This is a genomic window from Shewanella sp. 1311, assembly GCF_059338235.1.
In genome coordinates this window covers 1,932,127-1,956,362 of record NZ_CM181686.1, presented here as the reverse complement: position 1 = coordinate 1,956,362, position 24,236 = coordinate 1,932,127, and the positions used below count along the sequence as shown (strand labels likewise).

General features: G+C 46.3%; 21 protein-coding genes and 5 tRNA genes. 19 read left to right on the top strand and 7 right to left on the bottom strand.

Annotated features, from left to right (window positions below):
* The first annotated feature begins 44 nt into the window (after positions 1-44).
* Positions 45-701 carry a thiopurine S-methyltransferase gene (locus tag AC5YB3_RS08855; RefSeq protein ID WP_494526965.1) on the top strand — a complete coding sequence of 219 codons (657 nt, stop codon included), beginning with the start codon at positions 45-47 and terminating at the stop codon, positions 699-701.
* A gap of 304 nt (positions 702-1,005) precedes the next feature.
* On the opposite strand, the gene AC5YB3_RS08850 is transcribed toward AC5YB3_RS08855, so the two are convergent.
* Entirely contained in the window at positions 1,006-1,197 is a 192-nt protein-coding gene (locus tag AC5YB3_RS08850) for a bacterioferritin-associated ferredoxin (protein WP_006080031.1), read from the bottom strand.
* A gap of 263 nt (positions 1,198-1,460) precedes the next feature.
* Between AC5YB3_RS08850 and AC5YB3_RS08845 the strand changes: the two genes are divergently transcribed.
* Positions 1,461-3,035, top strand: coding sequence for a methyl-accepting chemotaxis protein (locus AC5YB3_RS08845; RefSeq protein WP_494526964.1), 1,575 nt, complete (start codon positions 1,461-1,463; stop codon positions 3,033-3,035).
* Between the two features lie 85 nt (positions 3,036-3,120).
* Here AC5YB3_RS08845 and AC5YB3_RS08840 read toward each other — a convergent pair whose 3' ends face one another.
* On the bottom strand, positions 3,121-4,056 hold the full coding sequence (locus AC5YB3_RS08840) for a D-2-hydroxyacid dehydrogenase (protein WP_494526963.1): 936 nt from the start codon (positions 4,054-4,056) through the stop codon (positions 3,121-3,123).
* A 94-nt stretch (positions 4,057-4,150) separates the two neighbouring features.
* Between AC5YB3_RS08840 and AC5YB3_RS08835 the strand changes: the two genes are divergently transcribed.
* The gene (locus tag AC5YB3_RS08835; RefSeq protein ID WP_006080036.1) at positions 4,151-4,483 is read left to right on the top strand and encodes a DUF3392 domain-containing protein; all 333 of its coding nucleotides are present in this window, start codon (positions 4,151-4,153) and stop codon (positions 4,481-4,483) included.
* A 20-nt stretch (positions 4,484-4,503) separates the two neighbouring features.
* On the opposite strand, the gene AC5YB3_RS08830 is transcribed toward AC5YB3_RS08835, so the two are convergent.
* From AC5YB3_RS08830 to rsgA, 5 genes are all read right to left on the bottom strand, one after another.
* Positions 4,504-5,226, bottom strand: coding sequence for a glycerophosphodiester phosphodiesterase (locus tag AC5YB3_RS08830; protein WP_494526962.1), 723 nt, complete (start codon positions 5,224-5,226; stop codon positions 4,504-4,506).
* Positions 5,227-5,240: 14 nt separating this feature from the next.
* Positions 5,241-8,444: a mechanosensitive ion channel domain-containing protein gene (locus AC5YB3_RS08825; RefSeq protein WP_494527175.1), complete on the bottom strand. Its 3,204-nt coding sequence runs from the start codon at positions 8,442-8,444 to the stop codon at positions 5,241-5,243.
* A 68-nt stretch (positions 8,445-8,512) separates the two neighbouring features.
* Entirely contained in the window at positions 8,513-9,394 is an 882-nt protein-coding gene (locus AC5YB3_RS08820) for a DMT family transporter (protein WP_432310795.1), read from the bottom strand.
* A 6-nt stretch (positions 9,395-9,400) separates the two neighbouring features.
* Positions 9,401-10,279 carry an archaetidylserine decarboxylase gene (asd, locus tag AC5YB3_RS08815; RefSeq protein WP_259561607.1) on the bottom strand — a complete coding sequence of 293 codons (879 nt, stop codon included), beginning with the start codon at positions 10,277-10,279 and terminating at the stop codon, positions 9,401-9,403.
* A gap of 62 nt (positions 10,280-10,341) precedes the next feature.
* The gene (rsgA, locus tag AC5YB3_RS08810) at positions 10,342-11,406 is read right to left on the bottom strand and encodes a small ribosomal subunit biogenesis GTPase RsgA (protein ID WP_006080042.1); all 1,065 of its coding nucleotides are present in this window, start codon (positions 11,404-11,406) and stop codon (positions 10,342-10,344) included.
* Between the two features lie 112 nt (positions 11,407-11,518).
* On the opposite strand from rsgA, the gene orn reads away from it, so the two are divergent.
* The 16 genes from orn (at position 11,519) to hflC (ending at position 24,193) form a co-directional block, all read left to right on the top strand.
* Positions 11,519-12,064 (top strand): oligoribonuclease, encoded by a 546-nt coding sequence (orn, locus tag AC5YB3_RS08805; protein ID WP_006080044.1) that lies wholly within the window; start codon positions 11,519-11,521, stop codon positions 12,062-12,064.
* Between the two features lie 271 nt (positions 12,065-12,335).
* Positions 12,336-12,411: transfer RNA gene (locus AC5YB3_RS08800), tRNA-Gly, on the top strand.
* A 42-nt stretch (positions 12,412-12,453) separates the two neighbouring features.
* A tRNA-Gly gene (locus tag AC5YB3_RS08795) sits at positions 12,454-12,529 on the top strand.
* Between the two features lie 42 nt (positions 12,530-12,571).
* Positions 12,572-12,647: transfer RNA gene (locus AC5YB3_RS08790), tRNA-Gly, on the top strand.
* A gap of 34 nt (positions 12,648-12,681) precedes the next feature.
* Positions 12,682-12,770: transfer RNA gene (locus tag AC5YB3_RS08785), tRNA-OTHER, on the top strand.
* A gap of 42 nt (positions 12,771-12,812) precedes the next feature.
* Positions 12,813-12,888 (top strand) — tRNA-Gly (locus AC5YB3_RS08780).
* A 492-nt stretch (positions 12,889-13,380) separates the two neighbouring features.
* On the top strand, positions 13,381-13,836 hold the full coding sequence (locus tag AC5YB3_RS08775; RefSeq protein WP_006080046.1) for a hypothetical protein: 456 nt from the start codon (positions 13,381-13,383) through the stop codon (positions 13,834-13,836).
* 270 nt (positions 13,837-14,106) lie between these two features.
* Positions 14,107-15,591: an NAD(P)H-hydrate dehydratase gene (locus AC5YB3_RS08770; RefSeq protein WP_494526961.1), complete on the top strand. Its 1,485-nt coding sequence runs from the start codon at positions 14,107-14,109 to the stop codon at positions 15,589-15,591.
* 102 nt (positions 15,592-15,693) lie between these two features.
* The gene (gene tsaE / locus AC5YB3_RS08765) at positions 15,694-16,152 is read left to right on the top strand and encodes a tRNA (adenosine(37)-N6)-threonylcarbamoyltransferase complex ATPase subunit type 1 TsaE (RefSeq protein WP_006084210.1); all 459 of its coding nucleotides are present in this window, start codon (positions 15,694-15,696) and stop codon (positions 16,150-16,152) included.
* A 64-nt stretch (positions 16,153-16,216) separates the two neighbouring features.
* A complete protein-coding gene (locus AC5YB3_RS08760; protein WP_494526960.1) occupies positions 16,217-17,578 on the top strand; it encodes an N-acetylmuramoyl-L-alanine amidase in 1,362 nt (453 codons plus the stop codon).
* Between the two features lie 13 nt (positions 17,579-17,591).
* Positions 17,592-19,505: a DNA mismatch repair endonuclease MutL gene (mutL, locus tag AC5YB3_RS08755; RefSeq protein ID WP_494526959.1), complete on the top strand. Its 1,914-nt coding sequence runs from the start codon at positions 17,592-17,594 to the stop codon at positions 19,503-19,505.
* Positions 19,498-20,424 carry a tRNA (adenosine(37)-N6)-dimethylallyltransferase MiaA gene (gene miaA, locus AC5YB3_RS08750; RefSeq protein WP_494526958.1) on the top strand — a complete coding sequence of 309 codons (927 nt, stop codon included), beginning with the start codon at positions 19,498-19,500 and terminating at the stop codon, positions 20,422-20,424. The genes mutL and miaA overlap by 8 nt, the downstream gene beginning before the upstream one ends.
* 92 nt (positions 20,425-20,516) lie before the next feature.
* Positions 20,517-20,789: an RNA chaperone Hfq gene (gene hfq, locus AC5YB3_RS08745; protein WP_006084207.1), complete on the top strand. Its 273-nt coding sequence runs from the start codon at positions 20,517-20,519 to the stop codon at positions 20,787-20,789.
* A gap of 23 nt (positions 20,790-20,812) precedes the next feature.
* Positions 20,813-22,120: a ribosome rescue GTPase HflX gene (hflX, locus tag AC5YB3_RS08740; protein WP_006080055.1), complete on the top strand. Its 1,308-nt coding sequence runs from the start codon at positions 20,813-20,815 to the stop codon at positions 22,118-22,120.
* Between the two features lie 36 nt (positions 22,121-22,156).
* On the top strand, positions 22,157-23,296 hold the full coding sequence (hflK, locus tag AC5YB3_RS08735; RefSeq protein ID WP_006080057.1) for an FtsH protease activity modulator HflK: 1,140 nt from the start codon (positions 22,157-22,159) through the stop codon (positions 23,294-23,296).
* A gap of 3 nt (positions 23,297-23,299) precedes the next feature.
* Positions 23,300-24,193 (top strand): protease modulator HflC, encoded by an 894-nt coding sequence (hflC, locus tag AC5YB3_RS08730; protein ID WP_006080058.1) that lies wholly within the window; start codon positions 23,300-23,302, stop codon positions 24,191-24,193.
* The last annotated feature ends 43 nt before the right edge of the window (positions 24,194-24,236 follow it).

The following is a 24,236-nucleotide window of genomic DNA, read 5'->3' as shown; positions in this document are numbered from 1 at the left end:
ATGTCATTAGAGTAAGGACAACTTTAGCGAATAGAGATACACCCATGGAACCCGGTTTTTGGCATGAAAAGTGGCACCAGCAACAAATAGGTTTTCATCAGCAAGACATCAATCCTTTCCTCGTTAAGTATTGGCAGCAGCTTAGATTACCCGCAAATACCAAGGTTTTTGTGCCCTTATGCGGTAAGTCGCTAGATATGTGCTTCTTGGCCGAACAGGGGCATCAGGTCATAGGTTGTGAATTGAATGAATTGGCGGTGCAGCAATTTTTCAGCGATAACCAACTCGAGATGTCGCAAACGACCGTGGGTGAACACCAGCATTATCAAACCGAACAGATCAGTTTGTATCAGGGTGATATTTTCACCTTACCTAAGGTTACCACTCAAGAAGTGACAGCATTTTATGATCGCGCGGCGTTGATCGCATGGCCAGAAAGTATGCGTGCCCAATATGCCAAGCAGTTAGCGAGCTTATTACCTAGTGGCTGTGTCGGTTTATTAGTGACCTTAGATTATCCGCAGGAAGCCTTAATTGGCCCACCTTTCGCCGTATCCCCAACCTGGGTTGAACAGCATCTGAGTGATGACTTTGATATTGAATTATTAGCCTCCCAAGACGTGTTGGCCGACAATCCCCGCTTTATTAAAAAAGCCGTGCCTTGGCTTAATGAAGCCGCCTATTTGTTGAAACGTAAGTAGGATTGACTCGAAAGTGGATCTGCAACCCCATTGAATGATCAGTAGTATTAGAGTTCAGTGGGGACTTGTCATTAAAACATCATATCTAAAATCTAAACTGGCAAGATTATTTAAGGCAAAGTGACGCTCTAAACTGGCAAAACTATTTAAGACGAAGTGGCGGATAGAAGGCTTTGTTGTCGCGGGACTTTTTTGGATTGAGTTTGCTTGAGCTGGATTGAGTTTGCTTGAGTCAGCGTGGTTTTAGCTTGTCGGAAGTGTGTTCGTTAGCGAGTTCCCCTTACCACCCTATTCGCGATTGAATTTACGCGACTTCGTAATAATTAGGCTCACGCTCTAATTGATTCTGGATGATCTGCACCGCCATTCTTGCACACTTGCCACATTGATCGGCAACACCTAAGCGCTTTTTCACGTCAGCAAGCGAGCTATCGCCCTGGCTTACGGCATTTTTAATTTGCGTATCGGTGATCGCATGGCAAAGACAAACGTACATATATTAGTCTCCAAAGGAATTGCGCTAATTCTAAATGAAAACGCTTATCAAATGCAATCATGATTTTTTGAGTGATTTTCATACATTAACGTTTTTGTTACATGGCGCACGTTTTTATCGTCTATGCTAGATGTGTTTTAGCATTAAATTGCTTGGCAATTTTAGAAGTAGGTTCAGGAATACAGAGTCAGGGTGATGATGCCTCACGGATGGATAACTCATGGATGAATAACGAAGAATTAATCAAAGATCCATAAGGTTTCATGAGAACTAATCTACCAGTTACACAGCGAGAATATGATTATCCAGCGGATTGGATTTTATTGTCGACCACGGACACTCAAAGTCATATTACCTACGCCAACCAATCTTTTTGTACCGTTGCCGGTTTTGAACTCGATGCCATGTTAGGTAAGCCCCACAACATGGTGCGTCATCCAGATATGCCTCCCCATGCGTTTGAAGATATGTGGCGCTGCATCAAAAAAGGCGAGCCTTGGAAAGGAATAGTGAAAAATCGCTGCGCCAATGGCGATCACTATTGGGTTGATGCCTATGTCTCACCCATTTCAGTTAATGGCAAAGTCGTCGAGTTTCAATCTGTACGCACTAAACCCACCCGCGAGCAGGTTAAGCGTGCAGAAACGGCTTATGCAGAATTGAACAAAAATGGCAGCGTCAGCGCGTTAAAACGTACAGTGAGCATGCCCACCAAATTGCTGTTATTAGCATTACTTGCCATGCTGCCGATGCTTTACCTTGCTTTGCAAATTGGCTTAATGGGCTTTATTGCTCTAGCGATTAGCATTCTGGTATTGCTGGTGGGCGGTAATCTGGTGCTGAGTCGTTATTATGCTATCGTGGCTAAGGCAAAGCATATCTACGATAACCCTTTGATGGCACATATTTACAGTGGAAACTCTGATGATCTTGGCGCGATTGATTTAGCGCTGCAAATGCAGAATTCTGAGCTTAAGTCGATTCTGGGGCGTGCATCGGATTCCTGTTATAACGTGTCAGAACAGGCCAAAATTTCTGCCGCCAAGGGCAAACAAATCCAGAGTACCAGTCAGGCTCAACTGTCTGAAATAGAACAAGTTGCTACGGCGATGCAGGAGATGACCGCCACATTAGGTGATATGTCTTCCAATTGTGCCGATGCCGCCAGTGCCACGCAAATGGCATCCGCTGAAACCATCAATGGCGATAAAACGGTGTCGAGCACCATTAGCTCGATTCAAGCTATGGCGGAGCAACTGCAACAAACGTCGAAGGTTATTACTGAGTTAGAAGCCCACAGTAAAGATATCGGCACTGTGCTAGATGTGATTCAGAGTATTGCGGGTCAGACGAATTTATTGGCATTAAATGCCGCGATTGAAGCGGCGCGTGCGGGTGAGCAAGGTCGTGGCTTCGCTGTTGTTGCTGACGAAGTACGGGCGCTGGCACAACGTACTCACGATGCCACAAAAGAAATCCACAGTATGATTAATCTGTTGCAGCAGGGGACGAATAAAGCTGTTATCAGTATGCAGCAAGGCGTGGTTGCCGCTTCCGAATGTATTTCAACGGCGGATTTAGCGGGTACGGCATTACGTACGATTCGTGAGGCCATTTCGACCATTACCGATATGACGCACCATATTGCCAGCGCGGTTGAAGAGCAATCGAGTGTGGCAAATGAGATGAATCGCAGCGTGGTGAATGTGTCGCAATTTACCCATTCTAGCCATCAACTTGGCAGTGAAATGGTCGGCTTGAACGACGAAGTGACTCGCGAGATGGATTCTCACTCAGTCTTGGTTGATCAATTCTTAAAGCGCAGCTTTAGGATGTAATCACCTAAAACTTAAGATAAAAAGGCAATAGTCTGACTATTGCCTTTGCTTTTTCTGCTCTCTGCATCAATTCCTGAGCGCTAACTCAATAGCCCTTACTAAAGTCGATTCGATTCTGCAGTGGCTCACCGCTAATGTAGCGGCGATAGTTTTGGCTAAAAATCTCGACGATTTGTGCGGGATGGCTTGGCGCAGAAATATGCGGCGTGATGATGGCATTTTCCCGCTCCCAAATGGGATGGCTATTGGGCAAAGGTTCTTGAGCAAAAACATCGAGAATCGCTTGTTGAGTAGGTTTAGTGATAAGCTGGACATTAAGCGCATCGAGATCGAGTGCATCACCGCGGCCGACGTTAAACAGCACTGCATCATCTTTTAGCTTGCCTAAGGTTTCAGCGTTAAGCAGGTTCTGGGTTGCCGGAGTGCTGGGCAGTAAATTGACCACCACATCGGCTTGCATCAACGTCTGGGCTAAATTGGCCATCGCTTCGATGGCATCAAAACCTTCAACTGTATTACCACTACGATTGATCCCTGTGACATGCATGCCAAAGTGTTTTGCGGTTTGCGCTAGATGCTGGGCAATTGAGCCAGTACCGAGTAAGAGTAATCGCATTCCCTGTAAACTTGTGTGACGTATGGGGGGGTGAACTTGCCACTGTTTTTGCTGTTGCTGCTGGCGATAAAAACCATGACCACGGATATGCGCGAGTAAGTAACTGAACACAAACTCACTCATCAGCGGGCCGAAAATGCCTTTAATATTGGTAAGTTGATAGTCTTTTCTGCCCCTTAAGCTCATCAGAGCATCTATGCCTGCAAAGCTTGATTGTAACCATTGCAGATTTTTAGCATGGGGTAATAGGGGCGCGGCGAGTTTAGGTTCGGCTAACCAAATATCCGCTTCAATTATGCCCGCTGGATTATCATCGAGTATCTCTAAATCAGGGAGTTTCTGCGCCTCAATCAAATCGCGGTACTGTTGATTTGCCTTCGTTAGCAAGAGTAACTTGTGCCCCATGGCGTCTCCCTTTATGCTTGGTTATTGTTATTTTTCAATGTGCTGTCGCGGCCACGTCGAGGGATTGTGCAGCATCTTTTTAGGTTGAGTCATTATGGATCAGTTAGTCGCCCTTATTGCCCAGTTGGGTAACATGCTTCGCCCTTGGGCTTTTGATATTGCTACCGCTATGGTGGTGTGTCTTATTTTGGTTTTTTCAGCGGATGTCAATCGTATCCTAAGGCGTCATTTGTTGGGGCATTCTTTTGTGCTGCGAACATTTGTTTTTATTATTGTGAATGCCTTTGGCTATGGCTTATTGATCGTGAAAGCCACGCCTTGGGTGGCAAGACACATAGTGGCTATGCCATCCCATTGGATGTTTCTGTTAATTGTGGCCATGTTTATTTTTATCGGTTATTGGGCTCAGCGAAATAGCCAAGCTTAATATCGATATCAAGGTTGTCGTTATTCAAAGTAACCAGAGTAATCGGCCGTGGCCACTTGAGCTAAGGCTTGCATGGCACGGTCGGGATAATTGCTGAACACACCATCGACGCCCATCTGCTTAAGTGCATGAATATCGTCGCTATGATCGACCGTATAAACATAAACCTTAGCGCCTCTGTTGTGGGCGTCATCCACTAAGTCTTGGCTGATAAAGCTGAGATCTAAGTGAAGCGAGTAAGCATTTAACTCACTGACAACCGCGGCATTATCAAGCGGAATACTGGCCAGAAGCGGCGCGACTAAAGCCTCGGGCAAAGCTTGTTTAAGTTCGCGCAGATAGGGGTGATTAAAAGAAGATATCAGTAACTGCTCCTGGGTAAACCCAAGCTGACTTAAGGCCTTTGGATATAAATCGATTAACGGCGTGACGGTATTAATGCCTTTTAATTCAATATTGACTATGCAGCGCCCCGCAATCAGCTCAAGTACTTGCCATAAGGTTGGTATGGGTTCGCCTTTCACATTGACGCTCGCCAGATAATCCTTACTCACTAAATGGATCACGCCAGAGCCCGAGCTTTTATTATCAAGCCTTCGGTCGTGGAACACGACTAACTCACCTTCGACATTATGCACATCGAGCTCGACGGCCTGAGCCCCTAATTCTAACGCCTTAGCCATGGCGGCTAAGGTATTTTCGGCCTGATAACCGCTGGCGCCGCGGTGAGCAAAAATAAGCATGTTCTGCGATCCTATTAGCTTCTAATAATGCCTTGTTGCTCTCGACTTTGACCATTCTTAATATGGATTTCCATCTGCGGATAGGCGAGTTCGAGATTGTTTTCTTTGAGTTTTTTAGTCACTCGTTTATGTAAATCATGGCGCAGTGGCCAACGTGCCGACATATCTTTCGCATAGGCGCGCACTTCATAATCTTGGGTGTGTTTACCAAAGCCGGCAAACCAGACTTCAGGTTCTGGGCTGGCAAGTGCATCTTCACACTCTTGCACCGCTTGGTACAGGGTCGCTTCGACTTTGGCAGGGTCTGAATCCCGCGCCACCGACACATAAACAATGACCCGCGTAATAGGATCTGACAAAGACCAGTTGATCAACTGCTCTGTGATAAAGGCCTTGTTTGGGATGATAATTTCCTTTCTATCCCAATCGATAATCGTTGTCGCCCGAATTTGAATTTTACTCACGGTTCCCGTTAAATCGCGAATCGTCACTGTGTCGCCAATCCGCACAGGCTTTTCAAATAAAATGATCAGACCCGAAATAAAGTTGGCAAAAATCTCTTGTAAACCAAAACCTAAACCGAGCGACAGTGCGGCAATCAGCCATTGCAACTTAGACCATTCCATCCCGAGATTAGAGAAGCCGATTAATAGTCCGAGGAAAACCACCAGATAACGACTGACTGTTGTGATCGCAAACCCTGTGCCGGGGGAGAGATCGAGTCTTTGTAGGATCATCAACTCAAGTAAGCCGGGGAGATTAGTAGCAATCATCAGCGAGAAACCGACCACTATCAGCCCAAACATCAAGGACTTCATGGTAATGGGCAGTTGTTGTTCTAGGCCATTAATGCTGGTATTGGTCGTCCACAGCGTAATGCCGTCGAGGAAAGAAAACAGCGCCGTATGGGTTTGAGTCCACAGACCAATCAAGCTGGCTAAAAAGGCCAATAACAACAGCGAACGTACTAGGCCGAGGGATTGGCTCGAAATGGTTTCCAGATCGACCACGGGTTCTTCGTAGGTATCGAGTCCATCGGCGGAGAGATGATGGGTTTCACCTTTTTCCCTTTGTGCTAAGCGTTCGGCACGTTTTGCCTTAGCGCGATCGAAGGCGATACGACGACGTTCAATCAACATCCAGCGTTTGATCAGTTGGTATAACAGCAAGAAACCGAGACCAAGTACGATCGACAATTGCAGTTGTAACAGCATTTGGAAAGCGGTGAAGTAGTAACCCCTAAAGGCTAATCCGGCACTCAACAAAGGTACAGAAATCAGCAAGGTCCAGAGAATTTTCTGAATGAGTTTTTTGTTTTTACCGTCTTTCTTAGCATCCGAGTTTTTACGGCTAAGAATTAAGATATCTTTGTATAGCAAGAATAAAACGATACAGAAAACAATAAAGGCACCGCGGCCTATGCTGTTGCGCACCAGTGAGGTGTCGAGCACTTCGGTAAAGCCCATCAAGCCCAATAATGGACTGGCGACCAGCACAAAGTGTCTGAGCCTTGATTGTCCCGCTTGGATGAGTTTCGAGGGACGTTTGAAATGGCCCACGAGTACGCCTTTGTCGAGCGTCAGAATAAAAATGAAGCGATATAAGAGGTAAACTAAACCGATTGCCAGTATGCCCATGCCCACTGCTTGCACAAAATTGCGATCGGATTGATAAAAAATCAATCCCGCCATGATCACCGGGAAAGGTTTTATCAAGGCATAGCTGACACTGCAGGCGAGCGCCTTGAGGGTATAAATGAATTTATCTTGGGTCACATTGCCCACATAAGTGGTGTAATGATTTAGCAAGCGATTGAATTTAGGCGTGATTAAGTCCTGTACGACTAAACACAGTACCAGCAATATGATCCACCAAGACCAATAATCGTTTTGCTCTTCCCACGCTTTACCCAGTTCATCCCACTGCGCTTGCTGTACTAACCAAACCGCGCTGCGCTCAAGGTCGGTCAGCCATAATTTACTGATACTGGCAGCATTAGGCACCCAGAATAAATGCTCGTTTAGGGTATTTTTAAGGGTGAGATGTTGCTGGCTCAGTTGTTGATAGTTGACCTTCAACTTGCCTAATTCACTCAAGTATTGGTCATAGCTTTGCATCAGCTGCGAGATCAAACTTTGCTGGGAGTGCAGTAGCTTAATCTGCTGCTCATTATATAAGCCGGGCTGTTCTAACTCTTGATCATTAAGGGCTTGTTGCTGCTCTAAATGGTATCTGTCTAAGCGCGCATCGGCGATCAGGGTTTGCAGTTTTTCGTGGTTTGGCGGCTTAGGCAGCGATTGCAACATCTGCAAAAAGCGCTCACCAAAGGCGGAGTTCATTTTGACCCAAGTGATCTGTTCTTGGATGTTCGCCAACTGTTTGGCTTGGGATTGATATTGGGTTTCCGACTGCTCTTGTTGCTCGACCACATTGTTGATCTGCAAGGTTAAGGTTTGCAGTTTTTGGCCATAAATCTGGTTAGTGTCGGCAATGTTGCGGGTAATAGGATCGACGACTTTACCCGTGTTGACTAAGTTTTTGGCTAAAGTGGCATCGGTTTGTTGCTGACGTTGTTTATTGATCGCCTTGTTGATGGTTTCAATCAAGGCTTCTTGCTGCACCAGTTGTTGGCGTACTAGCTGTAATTGTAATTGCGTCAGTTCAATGCGTTTTTGGCTGCTGGCGAGTTCAGCCTCATTGGTCGCAAGGCTTTGTTCAAAGAAGAGTCGTTGAGTTTGTTGTAACTCACCCGTTGGGGTATCAAGTGGGGCGAGTTCAGCCTTTTTGTTTTGGGCGACACTCTGCCTCGCGCTGGCGATCACTGTGGGTAAGTCGTTGTGACGCTGTAATAAATCGTTTACTTGTCGGCCAAGGGGCGATTCGCTTTCTTTAAGCTCAGACAAACGAATATAGGCCATCGAAGCTTGCTGGCTGAGATCTGTGCCTTTTTCCAGTGAGAGAGGTTTATAGGCTTCTTTCAGTGCTTGGTTGGTGCGCTTCTTGTGTTGTTCAAAATCGATTTGCGCCTGTTGGAAACTGGTCGCACTGGCGGCGAGCTTCTCTATGTTAATTTTTAGGTCGTTAATTTGTTCATCAATGCTGAGATTTTGTTGCTGATCTTGCTTGTTTATGCCAAGACGTTTGTCCAACTGCAAAGGCGAATTGGCTAGGACGGAAAATGAGAAAAAAGCAATAACGAACAATAAAATACGTGGCATATGGGCTAAAGACATTTAGGGGCGAAAGACGCTCCATATTAGCCAAATTGCGTTGAGATTGGTATGTTTCAGGCGTTCTTTTTTCGCCGCTGCGACTGGTGCGATTGATGGGTTTCGAAGATGGCGGTCGCGACTATGATAGTGCCGCCGATTACGGTATTAAGATTGAGCTCTTCACCCAAAATAATCAGCGCTAACATGGCGCCATAGAAGGGCTGTAAGCAAGAGACTAGCCCAACCGTTTTGGCGCTGAGTTGCCTCAGTGCGGAAGTAAATAGTGCGTGGGGCGCGGCGGTAAAGACGACGCCGAGTAAAATAATTAACCCCCACACTTCGAGTGAGATGCTGTTCAGTTCCGTTTGGTGCCACGGCATTAGGAACACGACGGCGACCAAGGTTTGGTAGAACATGGCATGTGGGCCGCTGTACTGGGAAAAGTAGCGTTTGTGCAATAAGTTACGGGCGGTGAACAAGATGGCGGACACTATGCCGATGGCAATGCCCAGCGTAGTGTCGTTACCTAAATTGGCCTCTGGGATCAGTAATATCACCCCAATCAGCACTAACACGCCGCTGATCATATCGAGTAATTTTATTCTACTGCCGGTCAGTAATGGCTCGGCAATCACGGTCATCACCGGATAGGTGAAAAACGCAATCATGCCAATAGCGACCGACGAGAGCTGCATGGCGGCAAAATACGTGACCCAATGCAGGCTTACGATAACCCCAAGCCCGATGGCGACCAGATAATCTTGTTTGCTGGCCAGCGTTAGCCGTCTACGGCTGAGTTTGACCAGCAAACCTAACACAGTGGCGGCGACGATACAGCGTAGGAAGGTGATGTCGAGGGCACTGAGTGGGATTAATTTAGAAAACAAAGCCGTGCCGCCAAATAGCAGCACAGCTAAATGTAATTCAATTAATCCCGAAGGTTTAGCAGAACTCAAGAAAGCTTAATCCGCGTGCTTAACGTCTTTCAGGTTAGCGAAGGCTTGTCCCATGCGCGTTACAGCTTCGGCTTCGACACCTTCAGCAAAGGTCGCGATAGCATCTTTAGCAAACAACATCACCACAGTACTGCCTAACTTGAAGCGACCCATTTCCTCACCTTTGTCTAAGGTGATGGCATCGGGGCCTTGGGTTGGATATTCCCAAGTGAAGACTTGCTTACCTGTCGGCGGCGTGACTGTGCCTGCCCAGACGGTTTCGATACTGGCAACAATCGTTGCGCCAACCAATACCATGGCCAATGGACCTAATTCGGTTTCGAAAATCGCCACCACACGTTCGTTGCGGGCAAAGAGACCGGGTACGTTTTTGGCCGTTAACGGATTAACCGAAAACAGTTCGCCAGGTACGTAAGTCATTTTTGATAACGTGCCTTTAATCGGCATGTGGATACGGTGATAGTCTTTAGGCGCCAGATAAATAGTCGCAAAATCACCGCCTTCGAAGCGTTTAGCATCTTCAGCTTGATCGCCAAGCAGGGTTAACGATGAATAGTGGTGACCCTTAGCTTGGAAGATGCGGCCGTTTTTAATCGGGCCTAATTGGCTTACGGCACCATCGACTGGATGCACCATGATATCGGCGTCCATATCTAACGGGCGAATACCGGGTTTAAGGGCGCGGGTAAAAAAGGCATTAAAGCTTTTATAGGCTTCAGGCTCACTCTGCGCCGCTTCGCTCATATCAATTTTATATTGCTTGATAAACCACTTGATAGCGGCCGTGGTTAACGCGCCCGCTTCGGCGGCGGCGAGTTTACCCACTAAACGAGATAATAAGTGTTTCGGCAGCATGTACTGCAGCGCAATTTTGACTTTATCCAATTTTAATTCCTTTTCTTACTGCTCAATCTTTGCTGAGACTGTTGTTATTTATCAATAAGTCGCTATTCGTCAGTGGCCGCGCGGAAATGGCGGGCATGACGTTGTTCATCTAAGCTGGCGATAATTTTATGGTAATTATGAAAGCGATCTGCGCTGATCTTACCTTGGCTCAGGGCTTCTTGCAGTGCACAGCCGGGATCGTCACCGTGTTTACAATCACGGAACTTACACGCGCCAAGATACTCGCGAAACTCGATAAAACACCAGCCTACACGTTGCGCAGGAAGATGCCAGAGGGCGAATTCGCGCACGCCTGGGGAGTCGATTAAATCGCCGCCACTAGGCAAGTGCAACAGTTTGGCTGTGGTGGTGGTGTGTTGACCTAAACCTGAGTTATCGGAAACATCACCAATCACCAGTTCGGCATCGGGTAATAGGGCATTGATGATCGATGACTTACCCACACCAGATTGGCCGGCAAATACGCTGACTTTATCTTTGAGTATGTCTTTGATGGTATCGATACCATCACCTAACTTACTGCTGACCTTATAAACCGGATAGCCAATATCTTTATAGCGCTGCAGCGCTTCATCGATTGCCTGCGCTTCATCGGGGTTGAGCAGGTCAATTTTATTCAAAATGATGATAGGCGGAATATCGGTATCTTCAGCGGCCACTAAATAACGGTCGATGATTTGGGTGGTAAAGCTGGGTAATACCGAGGACACAATTAAAATTTGGTCGATATTCGAGGCGATAATTTTCACGCCATCGTATAAATCTGGGCGTGTGAGTGATGAGCGACGTGGATGAACGGCTTCAACAATACCTGCGATGCCGCTATTGGCTTGGCTCTCAATGGCTAAGCGTACGATCACTTTATCGCCAGTGACTAAACTGGTGACGGCACGGCGAATATTACAGCGCACAACTTGGCCGCTTTCGGTTTCTATGTCGGCATGTTGGCCAAAACGAGAAATCACAGTACCGGGCTGTTCTTGCCCCAGTGAACTATCCTGTAACTCTGGCGTATTTTTTTCGCCACTGTCACGATTGAGTCGCTTCTCGTGATTAGCACGCATACGGCGTAATTGACCTTGGCTTAGGGGTTTCTTTTTACTCACTGATTCGTCTTCGTCAATTAGGTGATTTTTTGTGTCGGAAAAAAGCAGTATGATACACGCTCTTGAATAAAAAAGCCTGAATTTAGGCTAACTGACATGATAAGGCTGATTTATGACGGCAGATGTAAATAATCTCATTTGGATCGATTTGGAAATGACAGGGTTAGAGCCCGACGTCGACAGGATCATTGAAATTGCCACTTTAGTGACAGATCAAGAACTCAATATTATCGGTCAAGGTCCGGTTATCGCGATTCATCAATCTGATGACGTGCTGGCCGCTATGGATGATTGGAATCAAAAGCACCATGGTGAGTCAGGGTTGATTGACCGCGTTCGTGCTAGCCAAGAAACCGAAGCGCAAGCCGTGGCTAAGACGATTGCCTTCTTAGAACAGTATGTTCCTAAGGGCGCTTCTCCAATGTGTGGTAACAGTATTGGCCAAGATAGACGCTTCTTAAATCGTTATATGCGCGAGCTGGAAGATTATTTCCACTATCGCAATGTGGATGTCAGTACGATTAAAGAGCTAGTGAAGCGTTGGAGCCCAGAAACTATGGCGGGCTTTAAGAAGCAAAACACTCACCAAGCACTGCAGGATATCCAAGAGTCGATCGCTGAATTGCAGTATTATCGCAGCAAAGTATTTAAAATTTGACCGATCAGTAGATAAATATGCAAGAAGGGGTTGCAGCCGCATGAATTTTTCATATAATGCGGCCTCAACTTTTTGATGCGAACAGAGATGTACGGTCATTTAGATTGAATGCGAGATTAGCTCAGTTGATAAAGGTTTATAGGCGATACCTTTGTTAATGTTGAAGGCAAATAGTAGCAGCGATGCAAAAGGCGACATTAGCTCAGTTGATAAAGGTTCATAGACGATACCTTTGTCAATGTTGAAGGCAAATGTAGCAGCGATACAAAAGGCGACATTAGCTCAGTTGGTAGAGCGATACCTTGCCAAGGTATAGGTCATCGGTTCGAACCCGATATGTCGCTCCAAATTAAAATTTAGTGATTTGCCAAATCATTAATACAGATTATGCGACATTAGCTCAGTTGGTAGAGCGATACCTTGCCAAGGTATAGGTCATCGGTTCGAACCCGATATGTCGCTCCAAATTAAAACTTAGTGATTTACCAAATCATTAATACAGATTATGCGACATTAGCTCAGTTGGTAGAGCGATACCTTGCCAAGGTATAGGTCATCGGTTCGAACCCGATATGTCGCTCCAAATTCTAGACTGTCACAGTCTTAAAATGTGAAATGCGACATTAGCTCAGTTGTGGTTTTGATATGGCGATACCTTTTTTTTTCAAGGTATAGGTCATCGGTTCGAACCCGATATGTCGCTCCAAATTAAAACTTAGTGATTTACCAAATCATTAATACAGATTATGCGACATTAGCTCAGTTGGTAGAGCGATACCTTGCCAAGGTATAGGTCATCGGTTCGAACCCGATATGTCGCTCCAATTTCCTAAATATTCCACTACCATATTACTCAATTGACATTAGCTCAGTTGTGATTTTGATATGGCGATACCTTTGTGATTGTTAAATTAGTCAAGGTATAGGTCATTGCTCGAACCACTTCCGCTTAAAAATCATTTCGCTGTACTTCTCACGTCATTCCCTCAATTAGCTCATCTATTCCTTTCTTGATTAACTACTATCCACTGCAAACCCTCTATCTTTGATTCATCATGCACAACCAAAGACTTTACTCCAACCTTTTAGGCTAAGTGTTTTGAGATCTCTTTTGGCTTTTCTCTCTTATACAAAACAGTGTGATAGGATTTAGATGCGTGATCTGTAGCGTGTTTCTTCAAGTTTTCCTAAATTAGATAGCTTCGCGAAAGTTAAATTATGACCTTGTTCAAATATTCGTAACGCTTTTACTCACATAATGAAGCTAGACAAAATTAATAGCGCCAAGTAGTTGGCCTGACAGTGGAGTGCATTATATGCGTATTCAACAATTACGTGATCTACTTGAGTATGTGGCAAATTGCCGCTTAGATATGGCGCAACTCTATGGCCGACTCAATAATCAAGCTGACTCGGCCCGTGTGAAAATGATGCTGGATTATTTTGAGTCACATCAAAAAACCATGGCGGAGAAACTGCGCGATTATATAGAAGAAGCGCCACATCGTATTCTTGATACTTGGTACAAAGACTTCACCTTTGAAGACTTTACCAAGCGTTGCCAAGATACTATGTTGCCCGCGAACATGAATGAAGACGATGTGCTCAACTTGCACTTAGACTTAGAAAATCGTCTGATTGGTTTGTTAGAAAAAACGGTTAACTCAACTACTGCCGAAGATGCGCGTAATGCGTTAGCCAACTTGATCCGAGTAGAGAAAACTCAGCAACAACGTTTGGTCCACAGCACGATTCGGATGGACGATATCTAAACCGTCATCGCCTCTAAATTCCCAAAGCCAGCCTAGTGCTGGCTTTTGTCTTTGTGTCATCTGTGTATCGACGACTTTTGCACTACTTTGCTCCATTTGGGCGGGTATCTGCGCCTGAACTGATTTACGTCATAATTTCCCGATCCGATTCTTGCTACTTTCTTGATCTATTGGCTGATTTTTTTATCGGCCTTGCTCAATGCTGCCAAGACTCCTATGGTGAGGTAACTCATTGTGGAATGAAGTCGTTGGCGTCTAAGGAGATCCTTCATGGCACAAGATCTATCGCAATTCCCCAAGGCTTTATTTACCCAAGCACAAGTTCGCCAAGCTGAACTGAGTGCTGTGTCGCAGGGAGCCTCTAGCCTCTATGAATTGGTCGAGCGTGCTGGCGCGGCGGCTTTTGAATGTTTAACGAAACATAACCCCAACGCCTCTTCTGTGTTTTTCCTTGCTGGTAGCGGTAACAATGGTGCCGATGCCTTAGTGTGCGCCCGTCTAGCCCGTGTCAGTGGTATGGCCGTTTCAGTGATGATGACGTCAGTGGCAGGCACGCCTGAGTGTCAGCAAGCATTGGCCCATTATCTTAAAGACGGCGGAGAGTTACTGCCGAAAGCCGTTGCGCCTATTCTTGCGGCCAAGATCATCGTCGATGGTTTACTCGGCACAGGTGTGCGAGATGCTGTGCGCGACGATATGGCTGAGTATATTTGCGCCATCAATGACAATGCAGCTTGGATATTGAGCCTTGATTTACCGTCTGGAGTGATTGCCGATACCGGCGCTGTGGCGGGTGTTGCTGTGATGGCGGATGTCACCTTGTGTTTTGGTGGCTGGAAGCAAGGTTTGTTAACGGGTAAGGCGCGGCATTACAGCGGCGAACTTGAATTTGCCGCTTTAGGATTAACACCTTTCTTCGCTGAAGCGAGTGCACAAAGAGTCGGAAAAGAGACGCTTAAGGATTACTTTGCCGCCAGAGCGCGCGATAGCCATAAAGGCCAGTCGGGTAAGGTCACTGTTATCGGCGGTGATATGGGCATGGCTGGCGCCGTGCGACTGGCCAGTGAGGCATGTTTGCGTGCCGGTGCAGGATTAGTCACAGTGATCAGTCGACCTGAGCATCAATTGACTGTGAACGTTTCCCGTCCTGAATTGATGTTCTGGGGTTGTGATCTAGTCGATATGGAAGTGTATCTGCGCCTTGGTTGGGCGCAGGTTATCGTACTTGGTCCTGGTTTAGGTAAGCATGACTGGGGCTATAACTTGTTTAAAGCCGTGGGCTTAAGCGATAAACCCTGTGTTTTGGATGCCGATGCCTTAAATCTATTGAGCAATGAACCGCGCCAGCAAACCAATTGGGTGCTAACACCGCATCCGGGTGAGGCTGCGCGTTTACTCGGCTGCTCTGTGGCAGAAATTGAGCAGGATAGGTTTGCGGCTGTAAGGGCGATACAGCAAAAGTACAGCGGTGTTGTACTGCTAAAAGGCGCGGGAACGGTCATTTTTGATGGCAAACAAATGGTTGTTGCACCTGTCGGTAATCCTGGGCTTGCCAGTGGTGGGTGTGGCGATGTGTTATCTGGTATTATAGGCGCGCTCATGGCTCAAGGAATGGATAACATGCAGGCGACTGTGCTGGGTGTTGTTGTACATGGTTGCGCTGCCGATCTTGCGGCAATACAGGGAGAACGTGGCATGTTAGCGAGCGATTTAATGCCTTTTATTCGCCAATTAGTGAATAGTGATTTACTCTAGGCGGTATGTGAGACTCAAGCGGGGCTGGACTTTGTTCTGTGCCCTGTGCCTTTTTAGGGTTGAGTCGCTTCTCCATTAATAACAGCAGTGATATAAGCGGATATGACAGAGTTAACTTTTTTCTTAGACAACGAAGACGACACTATTGCGGTTGGGCAAAAATTAGCCCGCCATGTCCAAGCGCCTTTGACTCTGTATCTTACGGGTGATTTAGGCGCCGGTAAAACGACGCTGAGTCGCGGCTTAATTCAAGGTTTGGGCCATAAAGGGGCAGTTAAAAGCCCGACTTACACTTTAGTTGAACCATATGAGCTAGAGGGTGTCGAAGTTTATCATTTTGATTTGTATCGTTTAAACGATCCAGAAGAACTCGAGTTTATGGGTATTCGTGATTACTTCACGGATAAGAGTCTGTGCATTGTTGAATGGCCAGATAAGGGAGAGGGTTTATTGCCCGATGCCGATGTCCATATGCATTTAAGTTATCAAAATAGTGGGCGTGAAATACGCATAGAGGCCTTGTCAGAGCCAGGTGAAAAGTTATTAAAAGCGATAAAATAAAAACTAAAATGATAAAAAATAACCCTTATTTTCAAATTATTATTCTTTATGTTCTTTTTTATCTGTGGCGGCCCATGCGGCTAATCAGTTAGAAAGCGTACGTATTTGGGCTGCGCCTGAGTCGACTCGAATCGTGTTTGATTTAAGTGAAGCGCCAGATTACACCTATTTCTCTTTAGATGGCCCTAATCGCTTAGTGGTGGATTTAAAAAAGTCCGCCACTAAAGTTGCGCTTAAAAATCTTGAAAACAATAGTAAGTTAGTCAAGGGCGTGCGAGTCAGTAAGTCGCCGACTAAGGGCGATTTACGCTTAGTAATCGATTTGGTGAAGCCACTGAATGCGAGCTTGTTCTCGTTACCTGTGACTGCGCCCTATGGCAATCGTCTGGTGGTTGATTTAGAAGATAAAACCTTAACAACCGCAACCGCAGTTGTCTCATCCACACCCGTTAAAACCGTTACCCAAGCGGCGCAATCATCCCGCGATATCGTGATTGCTATCGATGCGGGTCATGGCGGCGACGACCCCGGCTCCATTGGCCCTTCTGGCGTTTACGAAAAAAAGGTTGCTCTAGAAATCGCCAGACGTGTTTCGAGTAAAATCAATGACACGCCTGGCATGCGCGCTGTGATGATCCGCACCGGCGATTATTTTGTGAATTTGAATAAGCGCTCTGAGTTGGCCCGTAACAGTAAGGCCGATCTGCTGATTTCTATCCATGCCGATGCTTTTACTTCCCCGAATCCTCGCGGCGCCTCTGTGTGGGTATTATCCATGCGTCGGGCTAACAGTGAAATTGGCCGTTGGTTAGAGCAAAAAGAAAAGCATTCTGAGTTACTTGGCGGCGCGGGTGAGATTATCCAAAACACGGATAATGAACAGTATTTAGCCATGACGCTGCTCGATATGTCGATGAACAGTTCGATGGCCATTGGTCATTCAGTCGCTGGCGATATTCTTAAGGATTTAGGCGGCGTGACTGATTTACACAAGAGTCGCCCCGAGTCGGCGAGTTTAGCTGTGCTGAAATCACCGGATATTCCTTCTATCTTGGTGGAAACGGGCTTTATTTCGAATCCGAAAGAAGAGCGTTTGCTGTCGAGTAGTCGTCATCAAGAAAATATCGCCAATGCTATTTATAAGGGTGTGAGTCGTTACTATCACAATAATCCGCCAGCGGATACCTTGCTTGCCCAGCGAGGCGGCGCTAGCTCTAGCAGTGCTAAATCGACTAAAGAGAGAACGCCAACCGCTTATGTGGGAAGTTCAACGGCATCGAACGTCAAACATAAAGTCAGTCGTGGCGAGTCTTTATCGGCCATCGCGCAGCGTTACCGTGTGCCTATGTCTAGCATCAAACAAGCGAATGGGATGAAGTCCGATGTAGTGCAGTTAGGGCAAACATTAGTCATACCCCAGAGTTAAATAGGAAAGCATGATGGGCATTCAGATCCTACCACCGCAATTAGCCAACCAAATTGCGGCGGGGGAAGTGGTTGAGAGACCCGCTTCCGTAGTCAAAGAATTGGTCGAGAATAGTCTCGACGCAGGAGCGAGCCGAGTCGATATTGAAATCGACAAAGGCGGTAGTAAGCTGATTAAAATTCGCGATAACGGCTCTGGCATACCCAAAGATGAACTCGCGCTGGCCTTATCGCGCCATGCGACCTCAAAGTTACACACCTTAGACGATCTTGAAGCGATCCTCAGTTTTGGTTTTCGCGGTGAAGCGCTAGCCAGTATCAGCTCTGTCTCACGCTTAACCTTAACCTCGCGCACTACTGATCAAACCGAAGCATGGCAAGCCCATGCCGAAGGTGCCGACATGGCGGTTAAAGTCATGCCCGCCGCGCATCCCGTTGGTTCGACGATTGAAGTGGTGGATTTATTTTTCAATACGCCAGCTCGCAGACGCTTTTTAAAGAGCGATAAAACCGAATTTACCCATATCGATGAATGGTTAAAGCGCATTGTATTAGTGCGCGGCGATATCCATTTCACGCTAACTCATAACGGCAAGACGGTACGCAATTATCGTCCCGCCATGAATGAGGCCCAGTATTTACAACGTTTGACGCAAGTAAGTGGCCGTCCATTTGCCGAGCAAGCGCTTAAGATTGAATGCCAGCACGATGATTTGCGCCTTAGTGGCTATTTGCAGTCACCTTGGTCACCCGTTATCAGTGATACCCATTATTTTTATGTCAACGGACGCCTTATCCGTGACCGCTTAGTTAATCACGCGGTGCGCCAAGCTTTTGCCCAAAAAGCGGAACTGGAGCAACCCGGCTATGTGTTGATGTTGGATATCGATCCCCATCAAGTGGATGTTAATGTGCATCCTGCTAAGCATGAGGTGCGATTCCATCAGAGTCGCTATGTGCATGATTATATTCTGCAAGCATTGCAATCGGCGCTGGAAGAAGCGGGAGAACTCAACTTCGTTCACTCAAGCTCTTTGGATGAAGTTGAAGATGTGTTTGTGAATGCCCCGACAAGCGCCACTGAAATCTCAGCCCCTTTTGTACTTGGTGCTGATTCAGCTCAAGTTAATGTGCCAGCTGATACACTTGAGTCTGCTCAACCGTTAGTTGCCTCTGCCGTTCAAGTAAAATCTGCCGGCGCAGGACGAGAAGGCACCAGTTTTGGCACTCAAACGAATACCTTTGGCAGCATGGCCACGCCAAGGGACAATAGTCGTGGTAATTATTCTGCTGGTGAATCTCGGCAACGTACTGAATTACCGTCAAAAGCGGCAATTGCAAGTTATGGTGCTTTACTGCAAACACCTTCTTACAGTGTAAAAGATCAAGATTATCAGCCATCTCTGCCTATGCCTGCGATTTTAGATAGTCAATATTGGGTAATGGCGACGGCGGATAAACTGAGTCTATTGCCAATAAAATCAGTAGCATTGGCGACGCGCTGCCAAGAGATTGAGGCTAAGCTAGCGACCGGATTAATTGGCCAGCCTTTATTGATGCCAGTGTCTGTCGCGGCCGATGCAGATTGGCAGGCTGTGCTCGATGAACATGACACGCTGATCCGCCAGTTAGGTTTAGAACTAACAATTCGTTACCAGCAGTTGATTATTAAAAAAGTGCCCCCATATATCAGAGAGAGCCAGTTAGCAAAAGTGATCCCTGAGTGGTTACAATCGCTGCGTTTTGAAACACCTGCGCCAAGCGCATTGGCATTTTGGTTGGCAAAACACAGTTTAACGGGATTCGTTTCGGCACCAGAAATCTGGGCAGCATTTTCGCAGTTAGCTGAAGAGAAAAAACAGCTTATTGCCAACAAAGCAATATTACTACCTTGGCAATCGTGGCTAGAAGAGCAAGCAAGTGAATAAAGAATTACAGCCTAAAGTGATATTTTTGATGGGGCCAACGGCCTCAGGCAAAACCGCTTTAGCATTAGAATTGGCCGAAAAGCATAACTGTGAAATCATTTCGGTCGATTCAGCATTAATTTATCGCGGTATGGACATTGGCAGCGCCAAGCCTTCCGTCGACGAACTGGCCCGTGGGCCACACAGATTGATCGACATTCGCGATCCTAGTGAAAGTTATTCGGCAGCCGACTTTAGAGCCGATGCGATAGCCGAGATAGAACAGATTGTCAGCATGGGTAAAACGCCAGTATTAGTTGGCGGAACCATGATGTATTTCAAAGCGTTACTCGAAGGTTTGTCACCTTTGCCGAGTGCGGACGAGGCCATTAGAGCCGAGATCCAAGCTGAGGCGGATAAAAAGGGATGGGAAGCACTGCATGACCAATTAAGGGAGATAGATCCCGTGTCGGCAGAAAGAATTCATCCTAATGATCCACAAAGACTTTCAAGAGCGCTGGAAGTCTATAGAATAAGCGGCAAGAGCATGACTGAGCTGACTCAGACCAAGTCTGCTCCCTTGCCCTATGACGTAGTGCAGTTTGCTATTGCACCGCGTGAGCGCAAAGTGTTACATGACTTAATTGCGCAACGTTTTGCGATTATGCTCAAGCAGGGCTTTCTTGAGGAAGTCACAGAGCTGAAAGCCCGTGGAGACCTGCATTTAGACTTGCCTTCAATGCGTTGTGTGGGTTATCGACAGTGCTGGCAATATCTCGATGGTGAGTTTGACTATGATACTATGGTCGAAAAAGCGGTTGCTGCTACTAGGCAATTGGCTAAGCGTCAATTAACATGGTTGCGCAGTTGGCCAGAGTTGAATTGGCTCGAAAGTGGTGCTGAGGGGAATTTAGTTACACTTATGCGTCAATGCCGCTAGCTTATTAGCCCTTGCTGTATAATACTAAAACTAAACAAAAAACTATCACTGATATCGATTTATTTTATATAAATTAAAAAGGAAATAATAAAATGGCTAAGGGGCAATCTTTACAAGACCCATTTTTGAACGCATTGCGTCGCGAGCGCGTTCCTGTATCAATTTACTTGGTGAACGGCATTAAACTCCAAGGACAGGTAGAGTCGTTTGATCAATTTGTCATTCTGTTGAAAAACACAGTGAGCCAAATGGTTTATAAACACGCTATTTCTACTGTCGTGCCAGCACGCCCATTCAACGTCACTGGTCACCAAAATGCCCAAGGCGGATATGGTGCTCAAGATGATGCGCCTAGTGGCGAATAAGCTATATCTAAGGAGTTTACTTCTTGTTTGATCGTTATGAGGCGGGAGAAACTGCGGTTCTTGTCCATATCGACTTTTCCGATGAGGAACGCCGAGAAGATTTAGTCGAGCTGCAGCTATTAGTGGAATCAGCTGGAGCCCGATCAGTCGGGGTGATTACTGGAAGTCGACGTTCGCCGGATCGCAAATTTTTTGTGGGTTCTGGTAAAGCTGAAGAGTTAGCCGCATTAGTGGCGGCGACCGAAGCCAATGTGGTGATTTTTAATCATGCATTGAGTCCAGCCCAAGAGCGTAATCTTGAGCAAGTGTGTCATTGTCGAGTACTCGACCGTACGACGCTTATTCTCGATATTTTTGCCCAAAGAGCGCGTACTCACGAAGGTAAGTTGCAGGTGGAGCTAGCGCAATTGCGCCATATGTCGACTCGCCTGATCCGTGGTTGGACGCATCTTGAAAGGCAAAAGGGCGGTATTGGTTTACGTGGACCAGGGGAAACCCAGCTCGAAACCGATAGACGTTTGCTCAGAGGACGGATTAAAAATATCAACAAGCGTTTAGAGCGAGTTGATAAACAACGTGAACAGAGTCGACGTGCACGTAAGCGCAGTGATTTGTCGACAGTGTCATTAGTCGGCTACACAAACGCGGGTAAATCAACGCTGTTTAATGCCCTAACATCATCCGATGTTTATGCTGCAGATCAGTTGTTTGCCACACTCGATCCCACGCTAAGAAAGTTAGATTTACCCGATGGTGCCGTGATATTAGCGGATACTGTAGGGTTTATTCGTCATTTGCCCCATGATCTCGTTGCTGCATTTAAGGCAACCTTACAAGAGACAAGGCAAGCTGAGTTACTACTGCATATCGTTGATTGTGCAGATGAAAACATGGCGGATAACTTTGATCAGGTTCAATCTGTACTGAAAGACATCGAAGCCGATGAAGTCATGCAACTCGTGGTGTGTAACAAAATCGATTTACTCGAGGATGTAACCCCAAGAATTGAATATAACGACATAGGCAAACCCGTTCGAGTTTGGGTTTCGGCACAGAAGCGTTTGGGATTTGATTTGCTGTTGAAAGCCATCACTGAGCTAATCGGTGAGGTGATTAAAGAGCTAACACTTAGAATTCCGGCAACTGCTGGACATTATCTTGGCCAGTTTTATCGACTGGATGCGATACAGCAGAAAGAGTACGACGATCTGGGGAACTGTATTTTGTCTGTTCGTTTATCGGACGCCGATTGGCGCCGATTAGCTAAACAGAGTCAGGGTGAGTTAGAAACCTTCATCTACGAAGATTCGATAGATGAGGCTGTTTGTTAATAATCTAATTTATTTCATCCACTTATGGAGTGCTAAATGGCTTGGAACGAGCCCGGTAACAAGGGTAATGATCCTTGGGGAAATAAAGGTGGTAACGACAAAGGACCACCGGACCTTGACGAGGTTTTTCGTAATCTTTCAAAGCGCTTTGGCGGCAAAGGAAACGGCTCAGGCCAATCTTTTAGCTCGTTTAGCCTAATCATCATTCTTGCTGTTGCTGTAGTTGTTTGGGGACTTTCGGGTTTTTATACAATTAAAGAAGCTGAGCGTGGTGTGGCACTGCGATTTGGTAAACACGCTGGCGAAATTGGCCCTGGACTTCATTGGAAAGCCACATTTATCGACCAAATTTATCCCGTCGACATTCAATCGGTTCGCTCTATTCCTGCGTCTGGTAGCATGCTGACATCCGATGAAAACGTCGTGAAAGTTGAGCTTGATGTTCAGTATCGTATTTTAGATGCTTACTCATATCTATTTAGTGCCGTCGATGCGAACGCCAGCTTGCGTGAAGCGACTGACAGTGCACTGCGTTATGTCATTGGACATAACAAGATGGATGATATTCTGACTACCGGCCGTGATGCTATTCGTCGCGATACGTGGAAAGAGTTAGAGCGCATTCTTGAACCGTACAAATTGGGTCTTGCTGTTGTTGACGTCAACTTCTTACCGGCGCGTCCGCCTGAAGAAGTGAAAGACGCCTTCGATGACGCGATTTCTGCCCAAGAAGATGAACAACGTTTTATTCGTGAAGCTGAAGCCTATGCCCGTGAAATTGAACCAAAAGCTCGTGGTGAAGTTGAACGTATGGCACAACAAGCGAATGCTTATAAAGAGCGTGAAGTCTTAGAAGCTCGCGGTAAAGTGGCTCGTTTTGAGCTGTTATTACCTGAGTACCAGGCCGCGCCTGACGTGACTCGCAAGCGTTTGTATCTCGATACAATGCAGCAAGTGATGACAGATACGAATAAAGTGCTGATTGATGCCAAGAACAACGGCAACTTAATGTACCTACCGCTAGATAAGTTAATTCAGCAGAAGCCTGCGACAACTGAGCTGGAAGCTAAGCCACAGCAAAATGTCAATTCTTCATCTGTATCAACGACTCGCGCGAATGAGCCTTTGAGTGGACGTCCATCCCGCGATGATCGTACTCGCCAAGGGAGGGAGTAATCCATGGGTAGATTAAGCGTTATTCTTATCGCCGTACTCTTAGGTATTGGTTTGTCATCTTTAATGGTGGTGAATGAAGGCGAGCGCGCAATTGTGGCGCGTTTCGGGGAAATTTTAAAAGACAACGTTGACGGTAATCGAGTCACCCGCGTCTACGGTCCAGGTCTGCACATTAAAGTGCCTGTGATCGATAAAGTAAAATTACTCGATGCCCGTATTCAAACACTCGATGGTGCTGCTGATCGTTTTGTGACTTCAGAGAAGAAAGACCTTATGGTCGATTCCTATGTGAAGTGGCGTATTGCAGATTTCGAAAAATATTACCTGTCCACAAACGGTGGTATTAAGTCGAATGCTGAATCGCTATTACAACGTAAGATCAACAACGATTTACGTACTGAGTTTGGTCGTCGCACTATCAGAGAGATTGTGTCTGGTAAGCGTGATGAATTGCAAAATGACGCGTTAGAAAACGCCTCAGAAAGCGCCAAAGACTTAGGTATTGAAGTTGTCGATGTGCGTGTAAAGCAAATCAATTTACCTGCTAACGTCAGTAACAGTATTTACCAACGTATGCGTGCCGAGCGTCAAGCTGTGGCAAAAGAGCATAGAGCACAAGGTAAAGAGCAATCTGAAATCATTCGTGCAACGATTGATGCCAATGTAACAGTGAAGATTGCTGAAGCTGAGCGTAAAGCCTTAACCATACGTGGTGAAGGTGATGCATTAGCCGCGAAGATATATTCTGATGCTTACAGCAAAGATGCTGAGTTCTTCGGCTTTGTTCGTAGCTTAGAAGCCTATCGTGCCAGCTTCTCAGGCAAGTCCGATATCATGGTGTTAGAGCCTGATAGCGAGTTCTTCAAGTATATGAAGAGCACTGCACCTAAGAAGTAATACGTTAAAAGTATTGATCTAATAGGCCCTGTTACCCAGGGCC

Bases quoted from the DNA above. Each gene is read 5' to 3' on its own strand.
- AC5YB3_RS08855 (WP_494526965.1), top strand. From the start codon at position 45: ATGGAACCCGGTTTTTGGCATGAAAAGTGGCACCAGCAACAAATAGGT.
- AC5YB3_RS08850 (WP_006080031.1), bottom strand. From the start codon at position 1,197: ATGTACGTTTGTCTTTGCCATGCGATCACCGATACGCAAATTAAAAAT.
- AC5YB3_RS08845 (WP_494526964.1), top strand. From the start codon at position 1,461: ATGAGAACTAATCTACCAGTTACACAGCGAGAATATGATTATCCAGCG.
- AC5YB3_RS08840 (WP_494526963.1), bottom strand. From the start codon at position 4,056: ATGGGGCACAAGTTACTCTTGCTAACGAAGGCAAATCAACAGTACCGC.
- AC5YB3_RS08835 (WP_006080036.1), top strand. From the start codon at position 4,151: ATGGATCAGTTAGTCGCCCTTATTGCCCAGTTGGGTAACATGCTTCGC.
- AC5YB3_RS08830 (WP_494526962.1), bottom strand. From the start codon at position 5,226: ATGCTTATTTTTGCTCACCGCGGCGCCAGCGGTTATCAGGCCGAAAAT.
- AC5YB3_RS08825 (WP_494527175.1), bottom strand. From the start codon at position 8,444: ATGCCACGTATTTTATTGTTCGTTATTGCTTTTTTCTCATTTTCCGTC.
- orn (WP_006080044.1), top strand. From the start codon at position 11,519: ATGACGGCAGATGTAAATAATCTCATTTGGATCGATTTGGAAATGACA.
- AC5YB3_RS08775 (WP_006080046.1), top strand. From the start codon at position 13,381: ATGCGTATTCAACAATTACGTGATCTACTTGAGTATGTGGCAAATTGC.
- AC5YB3_RS08770 (WP_494526961.1), top strand. From the start codon at position 14,107: ATGGCACAAGATCTATCGCAATTCCCCAAGGCTTTATTTACCCAAGCA.
- tsaE (WP_006084210.1), top strand. From the start codon at position 15,694: ATGACAGAGTTAACTTTTTTCTTAGACAACGAAGACGACACTATTGCG.
- mutL (WP_494526959.1), top strand. From the start codon at position 17,592: ATGGGCATTCAGATCCTACCACCGCAATTAGCCAACCAAATTGCGGCG.
- hfq (WP_006084207.1), top strand. From the start codon at position 20,517: ATGGCTAAGGGGCAATCTTTACAAGACCCATTTTTGAACGCATTGCGT.
- hflK (WP_006080057.1), top strand. From the start codon at position 22,157: ATGGCTTGGAACGAGCCCGGTAACAAGGGTAATGATCCTTGGGGAAAT.
- hflC (WP_006080058.1), top strand. From the start codon at position 23,300: ATGGGTAGATTAAGCGTTATTCTTATCGCCGTACTCTTAGGTATTGGT.